This is a genomic window from Alsobacter ponti (assembly GCF_024294805.1).
Lineage (GTDB): Bacteria > Pseudomonadota > Alphaproteobacteria > Rhizobiales > Beijerinckiaceae > Alsobacter > Alsobacter ponti.
In genome coordinates, this window is the sequence record NZ_JANCLU010000013.1 from 86,510 (window position 1) to 104,858 (window position 18,349).

The 18,349-nt window shown below is 68.4% G+C and carries 16 protein-coding genes; 13 read left to right on the forward strand and 3 right to left on the reverse strand.

The features are described 5' to 3' along the window. Positions 1–7: 7 nt before the first annotated feature. Positions 8–742, reverse strand: coding sequence for a FadR/GntR family transcriptional regulator (locus tag NK718_RS14100; protein ID WP_254743483.1), 735 nt, complete (start codon positions 740–742; stop codon positions 8–10). A gap of 111 nt (positions 743–853) precedes the next feature. On the opposite strand from NK718_RS14100, the gene NK718_RS14105 reads away from it, so the two are divergent. The 13 genes from NK718_RS14105 to NK718_RS14165 all read left to right on the forward strand — a co-directional run bounded on the left by NK718_RS14105 (position 854) and on the right by NK718_RS14165 (position 15,436). Continuing rightward, a complete protein-coding gene (locus NK718_RS14105) occupies positions 854–1,954 on the forward strand; it encodes an ABC transporter ATP-binding protein (protein WP_254743485.1) in 1,101 nt (366 codons plus the stop codon). Then, complete coding sequence (locus NK718_RS14110; RefSeq protein ID WP_254743487.1) at positions 1,947–2,852, forward strand: carbohydrate ABC transporter permease; 906 nt, start codon at positions 1,947–1,949, stop codon at positions 2,850–2,852. Before NK718_RS14105 ends, NK718_RS14110 begins: the two co-directional genes overlap by 8 nt. A 2-nt stretch (positions 2,853–2,854) precedes the next feature. Then, on the forward strand, positions 2,855–3,691 hold the full coding sequence (locus tag NK718_RS14115; protein ID WP_254743489.1) for a carbohydrate ABC transporter permease: 837 nt from the start codon (positions 2,855–2,857) through the stop codon (positions 3,689–3,691). 78 nt (positions 3,692–3,769) lie between these two features. Further along, positions 3,770–5,089 carry an extracellular solute-binding protein gene (locus tag NK718_RS14120; protein WP_254743491.1) on the forward strand — a complete coding sequence of 440 codons (1,320 nt, stop codon included), beginning with the start codon at positions 3,770–3,772 and terminating at the stop codon, positions 5,087–5,089. 163 nt (positions 5,090–5,252) lie between these two features. Then, positions 5,253–6,797, forward strand: coding sequence for an arabinosylfuranosidase ArfA (gene arfA / locus NK718_RS14125; RefSeq protein ID WP_254743493.1), 1,545 nt, complete (start codon positions 5,253–5,255; stop codon positions 6,795–6,797). A 304-nt stretch (positions 6,798–7,101) separates the two neighbouring features. Then, positions 7,102–8,331: an ABC transporter substrate-binding protein gene (locus tag NK718_RS14130; RefSeq protein ID WP_254743495.1), complete on the forward strand. Its 1,230-nt coding sequence runs from the start codon at positions 7,102–7,104 to the stop codon at positions 8,329–8,331. 88 nt (positions 8,332–8,419) lie between these two features. After that, positions 8,420–9,304 (forward strand): carbohydrate ABC transporter permease, encoded by an 885-nt coding sequence (locus tag NK718_RS14135; RefSeq protein ID WP_254743497.1) that lies wholly within the window; start codon positions 8,420–8,422, stop codon positions 9,302–9,304. After that, positions 9,301–10,152, forward strand: coding sequence for a carbohydrate ABC transporter permease (locus NK718_RS14140; protein WP_254743499.1), 852 nt, complete (start codon positions 9,301–9,303; stop codon positions 10,150–10,152). Before NK718_RS14135 ends, NK718_RS14140 begins: the two co-directional genes overlap by 4 nt. A gap of 20 nt (positions 10,153–10,172) precedes the next feature. After that, complete coding sequence (locus NK718_RS14145) at positions 10,173–12,134, forward strand: glycoside hydrolase family 127 protein (RefSeq protein WP_254743501.1); 1,962 nt, start codon at positions 10,173–10,175, stop codon at positions 12,132–12,134. Between the two features lie 40 nt (positions 12,135–12,174). Further along, positions 12,175–12,894 carry a ThuA domain-containing protein gene (locus NK718_RS14150; RefSeq protein ID WP_254743503.1) on the forward strand — a complete coding sequence of 240 codons (720 nt, stop codon included), beginning with the start codon at positions 12,175–12,177 and terminating at the stop codon, positions 12,892–12,894. Positions 12,895–12,906: 12 nt separating this feature from the next. Continuing rightward, positions 12,907–14,127 (forward strand): Tm-1-like ATP-binding domain-containing protein, encoded by a 1,221-nt coding sequence (locus NK718_RS14155; protein WP_254743505.1) that lies wholly within the window; start codon positions 12,907–12,909, stop codon positions 14,125–14,127. Positions 14,128–14,129: 2 nt separating this feature from the next. Beyond that, positions 14,130–14,966, forward strand: a complete 837-nt coding sequence (locus tag NK718_RS14160) for a phosphoenolpyruvate hydrolase family protein (RefSeq protein ID WP_254743507.1) — start codon at positions 14,130–14,132, stop codon at positions 14,964–14,966. A 26-nt stretch (positions 14,967–14,992) separates the two neighbouring features. Further along, positions 14,993–15,436 (forward strand): SRPBCC family protein, encoded by a 444-nt coding sequence (locus NK718_RS14165; protein ID WP_254743509.1) that lies wholly within the window; start codon positions 14,993–14,995, stop codon positions 15,434–15,436. On the opposite strand, the gene NK718_RS14170 is transcribed toward NK718_RS14165, so the two are convergent. Continuing rightward, positions 15,420–17,318: a phosphoenolpyruvate hydrolase family protein gene (locus NK718_RS14170; protein ID WP_254743511.1), complete on the reverse strand. Its 1,899-nt coding sequence runs from the start codon at positions 17,316–17,318 to the stop codon at positions 15,420–15,422. The genes NK718_RS14165 and NK718_RS14170 overlap by 17 nt on opposite strands. Next, positions 17,284–18,348 carry a Gfo/Idh/MocA family protein gene (locus NK718_RS14175; RefSeq protein ID WP_254743513.1) on the reverse strand — a complete coding sequence of 355 codons (1,065 nt, stop codon included), beginning with the start codon at positions 18,346–18,348 and terminating at the stop codon, positions 17,284–17,286. Before NK718_RS14175 ends, NK718_RS14170 begins: the two co-directional genes overlap by 35 nt. Position 18,349 lies beyond the last annotated feature (1 nt).

Here is an 18,349-nt window from a genome sequence, read left to right on the forward strand (position 1 = left end):
CGCCGGTTCAGGCCGGGCGGCTTGGTGTTGGCGCGCCGATGCGCGCGTCGATGTTCCTGCGGGCCAGGGAAATGAGATCGCGCATCGTTCGCGCGGCGTCGTCGCCGCGCCCCTCGACGATGCAGTCCGCGATGTCGCCGTGCATCGCGAGCTCGTTATCCGGCAGTCCGGGCCGGTCCCGCAGCAGCCCAAACGACACGCGCAGCGCTGTCTTCACCGCCTGGCCCAGCGTGATGAAAAACCGGTTGTGCGTGGCGTCGACGATGGCCATGTGGAATTCAAGATCAGCCTCCATCACCAGCGACGACGTTTCGCGACAGGCGGCCATCTCGTCGAACGCGGCGCGGATGCGCGCGTGATCCTCAGGCGAGGCGTGCCGTGCGGCGACACGGCAAGCCTCGGGCTCGAAGCACTGCCGGATCTCGTGCAGCTCCTGAATCAGCGCCGTGTCGAGGCCGGCCTCGAGCCGCCAGGTCAGGAGGTCGGCGTCGAACTGGCTCCACCGGCTCGTCGGCAGCACACGGGTGCCGGCGCGCGCGGTCCCGACGATCAGGCCCTTGCCGTGCAGGCGTTTGAGCGCGTCGCGGATCGTGGTGCGGCTGACGCCGTACCTGTCGCAGAGCTCGGCTTCGGTCGGCAGGGTCGCGCCGGGCTCCAGTTCACCGGACACGATGCGCCGCCCGAGCAGGGCCGCGACCTGCGTGCCCAGGTTCCCCATCACCTTGCCGCCCGTTTTCACCACGTCGCCCGCTCTAGCCGAATGCCGAAACTCGTGTTGACCAGCTAAGCGCGCGGCTTTAGCCTCGTCAATAAGTCATACAATATGACAATCGCTTCCAGGGAGGGAGCGCCTTTGACGAGTATCGTTCTGAAGCGCGTCTCGAAGAAGTTCGGGACGACGTCGGTCATCAGCGACCTGTCGCTCGCCATCGACCCCGGCGAATTCACCGTCTTCCTCGGCCCGTCCGGCTGCGGGAAGTCGACCCTGCTGCGCATGATCGCCGGGCTGGAGGATGTGACCTCCGGCGAAATCGAGATCGAGGGCCAGAGGATCGACCGCGCCCCTCCCGGCGAGCGCGGCGTCGCCATGGTCTTCCAGAACTACGCGCTCTACCCGCACATGAGCGTGCGCGAGAACCTGTCCTTCGGGCTGAAGAACATCGGCATGCCCAAGGCGCAGATCGACGAGCGCGTCCAGGCCGCCGCCAGGATGCTGGAGATGGACGCGCTGCTCGAGCGCCGGCCCAGCCAGTTGTCCGGCGGGCAGCGCCAGCGCGTCGCAATCGGCCGCGCCATCGTCAAGGAGCCGCGCGCGTTCCTGTTCGACGAGCCGCTCTCCAACCTCGACGCCGCGCTGCGCTCCCGCACTCGCGTCGAGCTGTCGCGCCTGCACCAGCGCATGAAGGCGACGATGATCTTCGTGACGCACGACCAGGTCGAGGCCATGACGATGGCCACGCGCATCGTGGTCATGAACCAGGGCCGGGTCGAGCAGGTGGGCACGCCGCTCGGCATCTACCGGCGGCCCGCCACGCGGTTCGTCGCCGGCTTCATCGGCTCGCCGGCCATGAACTTCCTGAAGGTGGAGCCGGCCGCTGGCGAAGGCGGCATGGCCGCCGTGCGGCTCGGCGACGGCACGGTCGTACAGACCGACATTCCGACGGCCGGCCTCGAAGCCGTGCCGGCCGAGCTGGGCGTGCGCGCCGAACACGTGACGACCGGCGGCGGCATTCCCGCGACGGTCGACGTCGTGGAGCGCCTGGGCGACCGCACGCTGGTCTATTCGCGCCTGCGCAACGGCGCGGCCGTCGTCTACGAGGACGAGGGCGACAGCCCGGTTTCCGTCGGCGACGCGGTGTCGCTCGGTTTCCGGCGCCAGTTCCTCCATTTGTTCGACGCCTCCGGAAAGGCCCATCAGGCGCCGACGCTGGAGGGAGGCCCGCGCCATGGCTGAGGCGGCGGCTCTCTCGAGGCCGGCCGGCGTCGTCGGTCGGCGGACCTGGGCGAACGGGCTGTTCGTGCTGCCCTTCTTCCTGACCTTCCTGGCGCTGATGGTGCTGCCGCTCGGCGTCGGCATGTGGCTGAGCTTCCAGGACTACGACATGCTCGGCGGCTATGGCGGTTCCGTCGGGTTCGAGAACTTCACCCGGCTGTGGGAGGACAAGATCTTCCTGCGCTCGGTCCTCAACACCGTCTACTTCGTCTGCCTGTCGACCCCGGCGTTCGTGGCGTTGGGGCTCTTCCTCGCCATCTCGCTGAACGACACCTACCGTCGCAGCGCCGTCCTGCGCTCGATCTTCTTCGGCTCCTCGGTGCTGTCGGTCACCATCGTCACGCTGATCTGGCGGCTGGTCTACATGCCGGAGCGCGGCCTGCTGGCCGTGTCCGCCGGCGCGGTGGGGCTCTCCTCGCCGAGCTTCATGACGACGGAATCGCTGGCCATGCCCGGCATCGCCATCGTCACCGTGTGGTGGATCATCGGCCTGCCGATGATGCTCTTCCTGGCGGCCCTGCAGCAGATTCCCCGCGAGGTCTACGAGGCCGCCGCGCTCGACAACGCGTCGCGCTGGACCACCCTGACGCGGATCACGTTGCCGTCGATCCGGCGCACCATCGTGCTCGTCGCGGTGATCGAGGTGATCCTGCAATTCCAGATCTTCGGGCAGGTCCACCTCATCACGAATGGCGGGCCGAACAACGCCACGCGCCCGATCGTGATGTTCATCTACGAAGCGGGCTTCCGCGACTGGTCGCTCGGCTATGCCGCCGCCGCCTCGCAGGTGCTGTTCGTCCTCATGCTGGCCGCGTCCTTCTTCCAGATCTGGATCGGCCGCTCGAAACAGGAGGATTGAGCATGCGCGCCTCCATCCAGGGACGTTTCGGCGACCGGCTGATCCTCGTGGCCGTCGTCGCGCTGGCGATCTGCTGGCTCGCGCCGATCTTCTGGGTCATCGGCCTGTCGTTCAAGCCGAACGACGTGATCATGAAGACCACGGGCGGCCTGCTGTCGCCGCCGTTCACGCTGAAGAACTACACCGACATCATCGCCACCTCGGCAGTGTTCGGCTGGATGCTGAACAGCGCCATCGTGGCGACCGGCCAGACCCTGCTGACGCTGGCGCTCTCGACGCTGGCCGGCTACGGCTTCGCGCGCACCGACTTCCCCGGCAAGCGGCTCGTGTTCGTGGCGGTCCTGGCGGGGCTCGCGGTGCCCGAGCAGGCGATCATCGTGCCGCTGCACACGATGTTCGCCGAGGCCAACCTCCACAACACGTATTTCGGGCTCATCGCGCCGCGTCTGGCCGTGCCGTTCGGCGTCTTCCTGATGACGCAGTATTTCCGCGGCATCCCCGCCGAAATCGAGGAGGCCGCGATGCTCGACAACGCGTCGCGCTTCAAGATCTTCCTGCGCATCGTGCTGCCGCTGTCGATCCCGGCGCAGGCGACGCTGGGGATTTACACCTTCCTTCACGCCTGGAACGAGTATTTCTGGCCGCTCGTCTCCGCCACCAAGCCCGAGATGTACACGCTGACCATCGGGCTGGCGGCGACGCAGACCAACTTCGCGCAGACCGAGGGCATCGGCTTCCTGATGGCGCAGGCCGTCTTCGCCGGGCTGCCGGTGCTGATCCTCTACCTCTTCTTCCAGCGCCACATCGTGACCGCCGTCAGCGGAGGCTTCGCGAAGTAGCGCCGGACTTCTCAACCGGTCCGGGCGTCGGTGGCGCCCGGCGCCGGACATGACAATCCACCGCCGGGAAAAACGCTCATGACGATCAAGAGAGCCCTGCTCGCAGGCCTTGTGGCCGCCGCCGCCTCAACGGGCGTCCAGGCCCAGCAGAAGACCGAGATCACGCTCGCGCGCTTCTTCGGAGCGTGCGACGCCGACTACGGCACGAACACCGACCTGACCAAGGCGCGCGGCGAATGCGGCATGATCACCACGCTGGTGAACGTGTTCAACGCGACGAACAAGGACAACATCGTCGTCAAGCCCCAGATCATCGAATGGGGCCCTTACTACCAGCAGCTGACGGCGCGGCTGGCCGCCAGGGACGTGCCCAACGTCGCGGTGATGCACACCTCGCAGATCGGCGACTTCGCGCGCATCGTCGAACCGCTCGACGACGCGTTCAAGTCGGTCGGCATCGACGTCAGCGACTTCACGCCTCACGCCAAGACGGGCGTCACCGTCAACGGCAAGGTCAGCGCCCTGCCGTGGGATACGCATTCCTGGCTGTGGCACATCAATGTCGGCATGTTCAAGAAAGCCGGCCTCGTCGACAGCGCCGGCCAGCCGATCATCCCGAAGTCCGTCGACGAGATGATGGCCCAGGCCGCCAAGATCAAGGAAGCCACCGGCAAGCCCTACTTCACCATGGGCACGCTCGCCTCCGGCGACGCCGGCAACGGCGCGCGCGGCTTCTACACGCTGCTCTACACGCAGGGTGGCGACCTGTTCGCCAACGGCCCCGAGAAGCCCGACTTCAACACCCCCGAAGCCAAGAAGGCCTTCGAGTTCTTCGAGGCGGTGACCAAGGCCGGCGCGATCACCAAGGGCCTCGACGGCGCGGCCGCGCTCGGCGCGTTCCTCAACGGCGACGCGGCGGTGATGATGACGGGCACCTGGCGCATCGACGACTTCCTGGCGGCTTCCGCCAAGCCGGATTCGGCGCTCAAGGACGGCTACGCCGCCCGCATCTTCCCCAACATGTTCAAGCAGGACGTGGTCTGGGCCGACAATCACAGCTGGGTGCTGCTGCGCGGCGGCAATGACGACAAGACCCGCAAGGCCTCGCTCACCTTCATGAAGTTCCTCTGGGACAACAACATCAACTGGGCGCGCGGCGGCGGCCACCTCCCCGTCCGCCAGTCCGCGATGGCCGAGTATTCCAAGCTGCCCCAGCGCGAGAACGTCGTGAAGATCTCCCAGATCGGCAAGGCGATGCCGAAGGAGGTCCGCCGCCAGTTCGGCTTCCAGTCGATCGTCGGCGAGGAGGTCAACAACATCATCAACGGCGGCAAGTCCGCCGCGGCGGCCGGCAAGGACGCGCAGGAGCGCGCCGACCAGCTTCTCAAGAACCGCTGACATCGAAAGCCCGGGGGCTTCGGCCCCCGGGTTCTTCGCCTCACCCGAACGCCGGCGCGGTTCACGCCGCTTCCCCGCCCCAAGCATCGCCGCGCCGACCCCCGTCCGGTCGGTCGCGGAAGGATGCGCCGCCACGATCCGACGAGCCCGGAAAGAGACGCAGATGAGACAAGCCTCCGTTCTGATGGATCGCGACTTCGCGATCGGCCACACCGACCCGCGCCTGTTCGGCGCCTTCGTCGAGCATCTCGGGCGCTGCGTCTACGGCGGCATCTTCGAGCCGGGCCACCCGACCGCCGACGAGAAGGGCTTCCGCGGCGACGTGCTGGAGCTGGTGAAGGAGCTCGGCCCGACCATCATGCGCTATCCGGGCGGCAATTTCGTCTCCGGCTATAACTGGGAAGACGGGGTGGGCCCGGTCGAGCAGCGCCCGGTCAGGCTCGACCTCGCGTGGTTCTCGACCGAACCCAACACGTTCGGCACCAACGAATTCATGGACTGGTGCCGCGCCGCCCAGGTCGAGCCGATGCTGGCCGTCAACCTCGGCACGCGCGGCGGAGACGCGGCCCGCAACCTCGTCGAGTACTGCAACCATCCCGGCGGGACCTACTGGTCCGACCTGCGCCGCCAGCACGGCTGGGAGCAGCCGCACGGGATCAAGTTCTGGTGCCTGGGCAACGAGATGGATGGCCCGTGGCAGATGGAATACAAGACCGCGACCCAGTACGGACTCGTCGCCAAGGAAGCGGCGAAGATGATGCGCTGGATCGATCCGACCATCGAGCTCGCCGCCTGCGGCTCGTCCGGGCGCAACATGCCCACCTTCGGGCGGTGGGAGGACGAGGTGCTCGAGCATACGTTCGAGCACGCCGAGTACATCTCGCTGCACACCTACCTCAACAACTACGCGCAGGACACGAAGGCCTTTCTCGCCTGCCCGGACCTGATGGACCAGTTCATCGAGGAGGTCGTCGCGGTGGCCGACGGCGTCGCCGCGCGGCGGCGCTCGAACCGCCGCATCATGCTGAGCTTCGACGAGTGGAACGTCTGGTACCGGACGCGCCGCAACCGGAAGGATCGCGTCAAGGAGGGCTGGCCCGTCGCGCCGCCGATCCTGGAGGAGATCTACACGATGGAGGACGCGCTCGCCTTCGGCGGCGCGTGCATCTCCCTGCTGAACCACGCCGACCGGGTGAAGTCCGCCTGCCTCGCCCAGCTCGTCAACGTCATCGCTCCCATCATGACCGAGACCGGCGGGCCGGCCTGGCGGCAGACCATCTTCCACCCCTTCGCCCAGATGAGCCGGCTGGGACGCGGCAAGGTGCTGCGGACGCAGGTGACGAGCGACACCTACGAAGCGACCTACTACGACCCGCGCGGCGCGCAGGACCTGTACTTCCCGATTCCGGCCGTGCCCTACCTGAAGGTCGCCGCCGTCGCGGACGAGCAGAGCGGCGGCCTCTCGCTGTTCCTGCTGAACCGCGACCTCGACCAGGAGCTCGACGTCTCCATCGACGCGCGCGGCTTCGCGTCTCTGGCGGTGCGCGAGGCGCTGGAGCTGCGCCACGACGACCTCCGCGCCGCCAACAGCAGCGCGCGGCCGGATCACGTCGCCCCGGCCCCGCTCGCCGGCGTGCGGGTGGAGGGCGGCCGCATCCGCGCCACGCTGAAGCCCGCCTCGTGGAACGTCATCAGCCTCGCGCCGTGACGATCTGAAAACAAGCGCCGGCGGACGCCTCAGCCGTCCGCCGGCGCGCGGCTCTCACTCTCTCGCCGAGAGCGGCGCGCTCGCGCGCGCCTGCGTCCTGGCCTCTCCGGCCGCCTGCCCGGCGCGCCCGTTGCGCCGGACGTGACGCGACGCCGACCCCTCCGCCCCAAGGGACCCCGCGGATACACCGAACTCCCCATTTTTACCCAAGAGGGGGCAACGGCTCGTTGCGGCCTGGCCGCCGGGAGGGGAGTTTGACAGGCGGGGTCATAACACCAAGCAAGCCCCACAACGGAGGAACGCCATGCTCAAGCAGTTAGCGCTCGCCCTTGCGGGCACGGTTTGCTTCGCCCTGACGCCGGCCTCGGCGCAAACCAAGACGGTCACCCTCTGGCATCCGTTCACGCTTGAAACCGACATGATCTATGGCGGCATCAAGTCGTTCAACGAATCCCAGAGCGAGTACAAGATCGACGCGCGCATCGTGCCGGGTCCCCAGATCGCGACCGAGCTCATCAAGGCCATCGCCACGGGTTCGGTCCCGGATCTCGTCACGCTCGACAATCCGGTCGTCGCCAGCTTCTCCGCCCAAGGCACGCTGACCGATCTCACCGACCTCGTGTCGAAGTCCACCTACATCAAGCCGAACGTCTATTTCGAGGGCCCCTGGGCGTCCGGTCTCTGGAAGTCGAAGATCTATGCGGTGCCGCGCGACGCCAACACGCTGGCGCTCTGCTACAACGCCGACATGTTCAAGGCGAAAGGCCTGGACCCGAACAATCCTCCCAAGACGTGGTCGGAACTCTCCGCCGCCGCCGAGAAGCTGAAGGACCCGGCCAAGAACGTCTACGGCTTCGGCTTCAGCGCCGTGCAGGGCGAGGAAGGCGTGTTCCAGTGGCTGCCCTTCCTGCACCAGGCCGGCGGCTCGGTCAGCAAGCTCAACACGCCGGAGGCCGCCGAGGCGCTGAAGTTCTGGGCCGACATGGTCAAGAACGGCACGGCGTCGAAGGACGTCATCAACCAGCGCCAGTACGAGGTGACAAACACGTTCATGGCCGGCAACAGCGCCATGGTGCTGTGCGGCCCGTGGGAGCTGCCCCGTCTGCAGACCGACGCGAAGTTCGATTGGAAGCTCGCTTTGCTGCCCGTGAAGGACGGCAAGAACATCAAGGCCTCCGCGCTCGGCGGCTACGATTGGGTTGTGCCGAAGGGCGCGCAGCAGGTCAACGGCGCCTTCAAGTTCATCGAGTTCATGTCCAACCCGAAGATTCTCAACGAGGGTTGGGCGACCGGACGTCTCGCGCCGCGCAACGACGTGGTGGTGCAGAACCCGCTCTGGCCGCAGGCCTACTCGATCTACCGCGAGCAGCTCCAGAGCGCCCGCGCCCGCGGCCCGCACCCGCAATGGCCTGACATCTCCAAGGCGATCCAGACCGCCATGCAGGAGGCGCTGACGGGCACGAAGCCCGCCGACCAGGCGCTGGCGGAAGCCGCCAAGAAGATCGAGCCGATCCTGGCGAAGACGCCGCTCTGATCGCCCGCCGGCTTTCGCCGATCCGTAACGACGACGCCGGTGGCGGCCCAGCCGCCGCCGGCCCCCCTTGGCACCGCGGAGACCTGTGATGCTCGCAACGCGGACGGCGCTGCTCCACGTCTTCCTCTTCGTCCCGATCGCGTATCTGCTCGCGTTCGTCGGCTTCCCCATCGTCTACAACGTCATCATGAGCGTGCAGGAGGTGAACCTCGGCAACATCGCCGACCTCGTTCGCCCGTTCGTCGGCCTCGACAACTATCGCGAGGTGATGGCCGACGCCTCGTTCCGAAAGGTCTTCATCAATTCGCTCGTCTTCGTGGGCGTCAACGTCGTCGCCCAGGTCTCCATCGGGCTGGGCCTCGCCATGTTCTTCGCCCAGCGCTTTCCCGGGGCCTCGTTTCTGCGCGGATTGCTGCTGGCGTCCTGGATGCTGCCGGCGCTGGTGGTCGGCGCGCTGTGGAAGTGGATGTTCGCGACCGAGTACGGCGTCGCCAATTTCGTCCTGCGCGCGCTCGGCCTGATCGGCTCGCCGGTGCACTGGCTGTCGGACCCCGCCGTGGCGCTGACCTCCGTCACTATCGCCAACATCTGGTTCGGCATGCCGTTCAGCATGATCCTGATCGCGGCCGCGCTGACGAGCGTGCCTCTCGAGCTCTACGAGGCGGCCGCCCTCGACGGCGCCGGCGCCACGGCGCGCTTCCGCTACATCACGCTGCCGGCCATCCGCCCGGCGCTGCTCGCCATTGCGTGCCTGGTGACGATCTACACGATGCGCGCCTTCGACCTGATCTTCGCGATGACGCAGGGCGGCCCGCTCGACGCGAGCAACGTGCTGCCTCTCCTCAGCTACCAGTTCTCGTTCCAGCAATTCCAGTTCGGCGTCGGCTCGGCGATCGGCACCTTCGCGTTCGTGATCGTGTTCGGCGTCGCGCTCGTCTACGTGCGGACGCTCAAGAAGGAGGGCGGAGAATGAAGCAGCCTCGCTTCCGCCGCCTCGGCGCCCTGCCGCTCGCCGGCATCCCCCACGCGGTCTTCGCCACCGCCTTCGTGCTGCTCTACCTGTTCCCGATCTACTGGATGTTCATCTCGGGGCTGAAGTCGACGGCGGAGATCTTCGCCAATCCGCCGACCTTCGTGCCGCGCCAGCCGACGCTGGCCTCGTTCGAGTACATCTTCCTGCGCGAGAACGTGCTGCGCTACCTGCGCAACAGCCTCGCCATCGCCATTCCCGTGACGGTGCTGACCCTGCTGCTCGGCTCGATGGGCGCCTACGCGATGAGCCGCCTGCGCGGACGCCTCGTCGACGTCGCCCTGGTGCTCGTGCTGCTGCTGCAGGTGTTCCCCGAGGCGCTGCTGGCGACGCCGATGTTCATCATCTTCAAGTCGCTCGGCATCCTGAACACCTTCGCCGCCGTCATTCTGGCGACCGCGTCGAAGACGCTCTCCTTCGCGCTGGTGATCCTGCGGCCGATGTTCCGGCAGGTGCCCTACGAGCTCGAGGAGGCGTCGTTCGTCGACGGCTGCACACCCCTGCAGACCTTCCGGCTCATCGTCCTGCCGATCATGCGCGTGCCGCTGATCGTCGTCGGCACGCTGAGCTTCGTGCAGGCCTACGGGCAGTTCGTCTACGCCATGACGCTGATGAGCCAGCAGGAGCTGCAACCCGCGACGGTCGGCATCTACAGCTTCGTGGGCGCGGAATACGCCGACTGGCACCGCGTGATGGCGTTCTCGTCAATCTTCGTGCTGCCCATCCTGGTGCTCTTCCTCTTCCTGCAGCGCCGCATCGTCGCCGGCCTCACCGCGGGGGCGCTGAAATGACGTCGAAGGACGCGACCGCCATGACTTCTCCCACCCGCCTCGCTTCGCTCGCCTGCGGCTGCCTGCGTCCTCCCGGATTGGGGAAGGTGCGGATGGGCGGCTTCTGGGCCGACCGCATCGAGGCCACCCGCGCGCGCACGGTGCCGATCCTGCACCGGCGTTGCGAGGAGGCGGGCATGTTCGACCAGATCGACCCGCATCGCCCCGTGCCCGAGCAGCGCATCCCCTTCAGCACGGCTTTCGGCGGCAGCGCCGTCCGCCCCGTCGGCGGCAACGTCACGGCGCAGATGTACTGGGACTCCGATGTCGCCAAGGTGATCGAGGCCAGCGCCGCGTGCCTGGCCGGCAAGCGCGATCCCGAGCTCGAGGCGATGGTCGACCGCATCGTCGACATGTACGCCGACCTGCAGGCCGAGGACGGCTACGTCAACAGCTGGTTCCAGCGCATGCAGCCGGGCAAGCGCTGGCTGAACCTGCGCGACTGCCACGAGCTCTACTGCGCCGGCCACATGATCGAGGCGGCCGTCGCCTATTTCGAGGCCACCGGGAAGCGCAAGTTCCTGGACGTCGTGCGCCGCTACGCCGACCACATCATCGAGCGCTTCGGCCCCGAGCCCAGGCGACCCGGCTATTGCGGGCATGAGGAGATCGAGCTGGCGCTGGTCAAGCTGGCGCGCGTCACGGGCGACCGCCGCTATCTCGACCAGGCGCGCTACTTCATCGACCAGCGCGGCCAGAAGCCTCGCTTCTTCGAGGTCGAGGCGAGGGAGCGCAACGAGCCGCCCGAGGCCTTCGCCCACCGCGCGCCGGACTACAACCAGTCCCACGTTCCGGTGCGGGAGCAGACCAAGGTGGTCGGCCACGCCGTGCGGGCGATGTACCTCTATTCCGCCATGGCCGACCTCGTGACCGAGTTCGGCGACGATGGGCTGCGCCGCACGCTGGAGACGCTGTGGGAGGACCTGACCTCCAAGCGCCTCTACGTCACCGGCGGCCTCGGCCCCTCTCCGGACAACGAGGGCTTCACGCGCGACTACGACCTGCCCAACGAAAGCGCCTACGCCGAAACCTGCGCCGCCGTCGGCCTCGTCTTCTGGGCCAGCCGCATGCTGGGCGTGTCGCCGGACGCGCGCTACGCCGACATCATGGAGCAGGCGCTCTACAATGGCGCGCTCTCGGGCATGTCGCTCGACGGCTCGCGGTTCTTCTACGAAAACCCGCTCGAAAGCCAGGGCGACCGGCATCGCTGGGAGTGGCACCGCTGTCCGTGCTGCCCGCCGAACCTGGCGCGCCTCGTCGCCTCGATCGGCTCGTTCCATTATGGCGTCGGGGACGACGCCCTCGCGGTTCATCTCTACGCGGAGAACGACGCGGAGCTTTCCGTCGCCGGCCGGACGGTCCGCGTCTCCCAGCGCACGTCGTATCCCTGGGACGGTGCGGTGCGCATTCGCCTCGGCCTCGACGAGCCCTCCGCCTTCACGCTGCTCCTGCGCATTCCGGGCTGGTGCGAAAGGCCCACGCTGCGCATCGCGGGCGAGGCCGTCGACCTCTCCGCCGTGACGCGCGACGGCTACGCCTGGGTCCGTCGCGAATGGCGCGACGGCGACACGGTCGAGCTCGACCTGCCGATGGACGTTCAGCGGCTTTATGCCCACCCCGACGTCCGCGCCGACCGGGGCCGCGTCGCGCTGCGGCGCGGGCCGGTGCTCTATTGCGCCGAGGCGGTCGACCAGACCGCCCCGGTCCACCGCATGAGCCTTCCGAAGACCGGGACGCTGTCTGCGCGCTTCCGTGCAGACCTGCTCGGCGGCGTCGCCGTGGTCAGCGGACCGGCCGAGACGGCGAGCGCCGCCGGCTGGGAGGGCCGCCTGTACCGGCGCGAGCCGGCGGCCGCCGAGCCCGCGACCCTCACGGCCATCCCCTATTTCGCATGGGACAACCGCGCCCCCGGCGAGATGTCGGTGTGGCTGCACGAAGCCTGACGAGGGGCGATCCGCAACCCTCTCCCTGGAGTGAACCGCGATGCGAGTGACCGTCTGGAACGAGTACCGGCACGAGAAGCAGAACCCCGTCGTCAGCGGGATCTATCCCGAAGGCATCCACGCCGCCGTCGCCGCCGGCCTTCGCGCCAACGGCGTCACGGACGTCCGCACGGTGACGCTCGACGACCCGGACCAGGGTCTCCCCCCGGACGTGCTCAACGGCACCGACGTGCTGGTCTGGTGGGGTCACCGGGCCCACGACGAGGTTTCGGATGCTCTCGCCGCCGCGGTTGCGGCGCGCGTCAATCTCGGCATGGGACTGGTGGTCCTGCACTCGGGCCATTTCTCCAAGCCGTTCAAGCGCCTGATGGGCACCGAATGCACGGTGCGCTGGCGCGCCGACGGCGAGTTGGAGCGCATCTGGACCGTCGACCCCGCCCACCCCATCGCGCAGGGCGTGCCGGCCTATTTCGAGCTGCCGCGCGAGGAGATGTACGGCGAGCCCTTCGAGGTTCCGCCGCCGGACGAGCTCGTCTTCCTGAGCTGGTTCAAGGGCGGCGAGGTGTTCCGCAGCGGGTGCTGCTACCGGCGCGGGCGGGGACGCATCTTCTATTTCCGTCCCGGACACGAGACCTTCCCGACCTACCACGACGCCACGGTGTGCAAGGTGATCGCCAACGGCGTGCGGTGGGCTCGTCCGGCCGTGATCGAGGCCGGACCGATGCTGAACGTCAAGATGCCGCCCATCGAGGCGATCTGACCGGAGAGCGCGATGGCGAGCCGCATCTTCATCGCCGGCACGGCCGACACCAAGGCGGCCGAACTCGCCTTTCTCGGCGAGATCGTGCGCGCGGCCGGCCTCGACCCGCTCGTCGTGGACCTGTCGACGACGCCACACGCCGCGAGGGTGGACATCCCCGCGAGCGAAGTGGCGGCCTGCCACCCGAACGGCGTCGAAGCGGTGTTCACCGGCGACCGGGGCAGCGCCGTGGCGGCGATGGGCGAGGCGTTCGCGGCATTCATGGCGGCGCGGCGCGACGATGTGCTCGCCGCCCTCGGCATCGGCGGATCGGGCGGCACGGCCATCGTGGCGCAAGGCTTCCGCGCACTGCCCGTCGGGACGCCCAAGCTCATCGTCTCGACCGTCGCGTCGGGACAGGTCGCGCCCTACGTCGGCCCGAGCGACATCGCCATGATGTACTCGGTCACCGATCTCGCCGGACTCAACCGGATCTCGCGCGTCATCCTCGCCAACGCCGCGCACGCCGTCGCCGGCATGGCCAAGGGCCGGCTGCAGGCGACCGGCGGCGACGCGGCGGCGGAGACGAAGCCCGCCATCGGGCTCACCATGTTCGGCGTCACCACGCCCTGCGTGCGCCAGGTGACGGAGGCGCTTCAGGACCGCTTCGACTGCCTCGTGTTCCACGCCACCGGGACCGGCGGGCAATCGATGGAAAAGCTCGCCGACTCCGGCATGCTCGCCGCCATCCTCGACCTGACCACCACCGAGGTCTGCGACTTCATGATGGGCGGCATCATGGCGTGCACGCCCGACCGCTTCGGCGCGGTCGCCCGCTCTCGTGCGCCCTATGTCGGATCGTGCGGGGCGCTCGACATGGTCAATTTCGGCGCGCCCGACACCGTGCCGGCGCGCTACGCGGACCGGCTGTTCTACCGGCACAATCCGCAGGTGACCCTCATGCGCACCACGCCCGAGGAGAACGCGCGCATGGGCGCGTGGATCGCCGGGCGGCTGGGCGCGTGCGAGGGCCCGGTGCGCTTCCTGATCCCGGAGAAAGGCGTGTCGCTGCTCGACGCGCCGGGCCAGCCTTTCCACGATCCACAGGCCGACGCGGCCCTGTTTTCCGCGCTCGAAACGCACTGGAAGCCGGGCCCGAGACGCCGGCTGGAGCGCGTGCCGTTCGCGATCAACGACCCCGGCTTCGCCCAGGCTGTCGTCCACCACCTCGACGCCGTGCTCGCAGAGACATGACCATGCGATTCGACAGAGCGGGCCTCGTCGCCCGGTTCCACGACATGATCCGCCGGGGCGAGCCCATCATCGGCGGCGGCGCCGGCACGGGGCTGTCCGCCAAGTGCGAGGAGGCCGGCGGCATCGACCTCATCGTCATCTACAATTCGGGCCGCTACCGCATGGCCGGGCTCGGCTCCCTGGCGGGGCTGCTCGCCTACGGCAACGCCAACGAGATCGTCCTGCAGATGGCGTCGGAAGTGCTGCCCGTGGTGAAGCACACGCCGGTGCTGGCCGGCGTCAACGGCACCGACCCGTTCTGCCATTTCGACAGCTTCCTCGACAGGCTGAAGACGCTGGGGTTCGCCGGCATCCAGAACTTCCCCACCGTCGGGCTGATCGACGGCGTCTTCCGCGCCAATCTGGAGGAGACGGGGATGGGATACGGGAAGGAGGTCGACCTCGTCCGCCTCGCCCGCTCCAAGGACATGCTGACCACGCCCTACGTCTTCAATCCGGACGAGGCGCGCGCGATGGCGGAGGCCGGGGCCGACATCGTCGTCGCCCACATGGGCCTGACGACGGGCGGCGTCATCGGCGCGGAGACGGCGCTGAGCCTGGAGGACTGCGTCGCGCCCATCAACGCCATGGCTGAGGCCGCGCGCGCGACCAGGCCCGACATCATCGTGCTGTGCCACGGAGGTCCGATCTCGGGGCCTGACGACGCGCGCTTCATCCTCTCGCGGTGCCCGGGCTGCCACGGCTTCTACGGCGCGAGCTCGATGGAGCGCCTGCCCAGCGAGATCGCGCTGACGGCGCAGACCAGAAGCTTCAAGGCCATCACCCGCGAAAGCGCGTGAACACGACAACAGCGAAAGGGACGGACATGGCGAAGGTTTACGTCAGCGGCATCATCGACGCCCCGGTCGATGCGGTGTGGGCCTATGCGCGCGACTTCAACGGCCACGGCGAATGGCACCCGCTGATCGCCGAGAGCCACGTGGAGGAGGGGCTGCCCAGCGACAAGGTCGGCTGCGTGCGCAACTTCACGCTGAGCAATGGCGGCAAGCTGCGCGAGCGGCTGCTGTCGTTCAGCGATCTCGACCGGCGGTTCACCTACAACATCATCGTCTCGCCCATGCCGATCCAAAACTACATCGCAACCTTCGGCGTGAAGCCGGTGACGGAGGGCGGCAAGACGTTCGTGGAGTGGATGGCCGAATTCGACGTCGCGCCGGAAGACGAGGCGCGCATTCGCCAGCAAGTAGGCCGCGACACGTTCGCCGCCGGCATCCTGGCGCTCGAAAAGGCGGTCAAGGCGCGTCTTTGACGCCGGCGGAAGCGGACCGCCGCCCGCCAGGCTTCAGCAGGCCGTGCGCGCGCATCTTGTTGTAGAGCGTCTTGCGGGACATGCCGAGATAGTCGGCCGTGCGGCCTCGGCGAAAGCGGTTGTGCTTCAGCGCGTCGAGGATCCACTCCTTCTCCGAGCCGGACGGAGCCAGGACCGGCGCGTCCGGCCGTCGGGCAGCCTCCAGCGGCGGCAGATGCTGCGGGCCGATGACGTCGCCCGAGCAGGCGAGCGCGGCGCGCTCCAGCGTGGCGTGAAGCTCGCGCAGGTTCCTCGGCCAGTGATAGGCGGCGAGCGCGCGGAAGGCGGTGGGTTCCAGCGACTTGCGGGCCCCGCCGGCGCGCGCCTCGATGAGGCCGAGCGTCTCGTCGATCAGCGCCGGAAGGTCGTCGGCGCGGTCACGAAGCGGCGGCATGAGGATCGAGAAGCGGCCGAGCCATTCGGCGAAGCGCGGGTCCATCGCCTCCGGGGGAAGATCGCGCAGCGGCCTGCGGGCGATGGCGATGATCCGCACGTCCAGCGGCAGGGGCGTCTCGCCGCCGACGCGCCAGTACTGTCCGGCCTCCACCGCCTGCATCAGCGCGCGCTGCACCGCGACCGACATGTCTTCGACATGGTCGAGGATCAGCGACGATCCGCGCGCGAGTTCGAGCCAGCCCATGCGGGTCCGCCCGACCGAGGGATGCGCGCCGGCCATGCAGCCCAGCAGGTCGAGCGCCAGCCGCTCGCCGGGCGGGTCGGCGCAATTGACGGTGATGACGTCCCGGCCCTTGCGGGCGCTGAAGGCGTGGATGGCCCGCGCGACCTCGCGCCGGCCGGTTCCGTCCTCGCCGAGCACGAGCACCGGATGGTCCGTCGTCACCAGCTTGCCGAACAGCGCGCGGGCGTCCTCGATGGCCGGGGAATGTCCCCACAGGCAGCGCGGGAACGAGCGCCGGTCGATCCGCCGCTCCATGCCGTCGATGCGCTGGCGAAGCGACCCGATCGCCTTGAAGGCGGCGGTGACGACTTCGATGGCGCTTTCCGACGGCACCCGGTCGATGGTGGAGCCGCCGACATAGCCGTCCACCTGGGCGACCATGCAGAGCTCCTCCAGCTGGCGCGGACTGACGATGGGACCGCCCTCGACCACGCAGCGCGTGCGCGGGGAGGTCGTCTGGACCAGCCGCGCGATGGCGGCGACCGACAGGGCGGCCTCCTCGATGCGGACTCCCGAGGCGGCGCCGAGGACGCCGCCCATGTTCCAGCCCAGGTCGATGTTGATGAGGTCGACGCCGCATTGCGCGGCGGCGACGGCCTCTTCCCGCGTGTGGATATAGGCGAGCGTCGCCAGCCCCCGCTCGCGCGCCTTTCGAAGAAGGTCGAGCTCGCGTCCGAAACCCACATCTTCCGCCTCGATAAAGGCGCGGAATTCCCCATCGATCAGGACTGCGCTCGGAAAATTCGCGACGCCTCGGAATCCGGCGTCGGCGACCCGCGACAGCAGCCGGTCGAGGTCGAGGCGAGGGTCGAAGCACGACGCGCCGAAATAGACCGGCACGGAGGCGCGGGGCAGGATCTCCGCGCAGGCGAAGCTCATCACGAACTCGTTGCTCTCGCGCATCGGCAGCATGGCGGCGATGGACGGCTCGCCCATGTTGCGCATGCGCCCGGCGCTGAGCGCGATCAGGAAATCCGCTCCGCCGCGGATGGCCGACTGCGCGGCCATTCCGGTGCCGATCGCCGCGCCGACGAGGAAGGACGATCCGGCGCGGATCGCCTCTTCCTGCTCAAACAGCGCGGCCGAGACGCCGCCCGCCCGCCCGGTCTCGCGGGCGGCGGCGGCCGCTTCAGCCGAAGGACCGGATATACTCCTGGACGTCAATGGTCTGGCCTTTGCGCGCGCTCTCGATGCCGGCGAAGATCAGGGCGGCGGCATGGAGATTGGCTTCGACGTTGGTTTCCATCTCGGGTCCGCCGTCGAGCCACTTGCAAAACTTCTCGATCAGCCACGTGTTCAGCCATTTCGGCTGGGTGATCAGCTGGATCTTCTGGCCCTGCCCCTCGCGGCAGCGCTGGCGCACGAGGTCGCTGCGCGAGAAGATCTCGATCTCGCGGTTGTTCAGGATGGCCGACCCGAACTCGCAGTCGACGCGGACATATTCCTTGGTCCAGTCGTTCAGGCCCACCGCCGAGCTGGACGAGCCCTCGTAGACTCCGCGCGCGCCGTTCAGGAACGTCATCATGACGATGCCGTCCGTGTCGCCGGCGTACTTCGCCCACTCGGGCTTCCAGGTGGAGGCGGTCAGCGTCTTGCACTGCGCGCCGGCGAAGTCCGCGACGAGGTCGAGGTGGTGCACCGCGCCCTCGATCATCAGCGGGTCCTGCATGGTGTGGCGGAACAGCGCCCCCCAGGCCATGTGCTCGCGCAAATCGGCGGCGTAGCGGCAGCTCACCGTGTTCACCCGGCCGAGCTGGCCGGACCGGATGATCTGGCGCAGCGTCGTCTTGTCCTGGTCGAACCGGTGGCTCATCGTCACGGCCATCTTGCGGCCGGCGTCGCGGACCTTGCGGACGATGCGGGCCGAGGCCTCCATCGTGTCGGCGATCGGCTTCTCGCACAGGATGTCGACGCCGAACTCGATGGCGACGTCGACGATGGCCTCGTGGAAGCCGGGCGGCACCACGATGGTGCAGAAATCGGCCTTGTGCGCGGCGAAAGCCTTGCGCGGGTCCGTGTAGCAGGCGTCCGCGGGCAGCTTCAGCGCGTTGCGCCCGAATTCGAGGGCCTTCGGGTCGACGTCGACCAGGGCGACGACCTCGATGGTCCGGTCCGCGACATTGGCGGCGAGGAACTCCGTGCACCAGCGGCGGCCGAACGTGCCGACGCCGACATGGATCACTTTCTTGGTCATC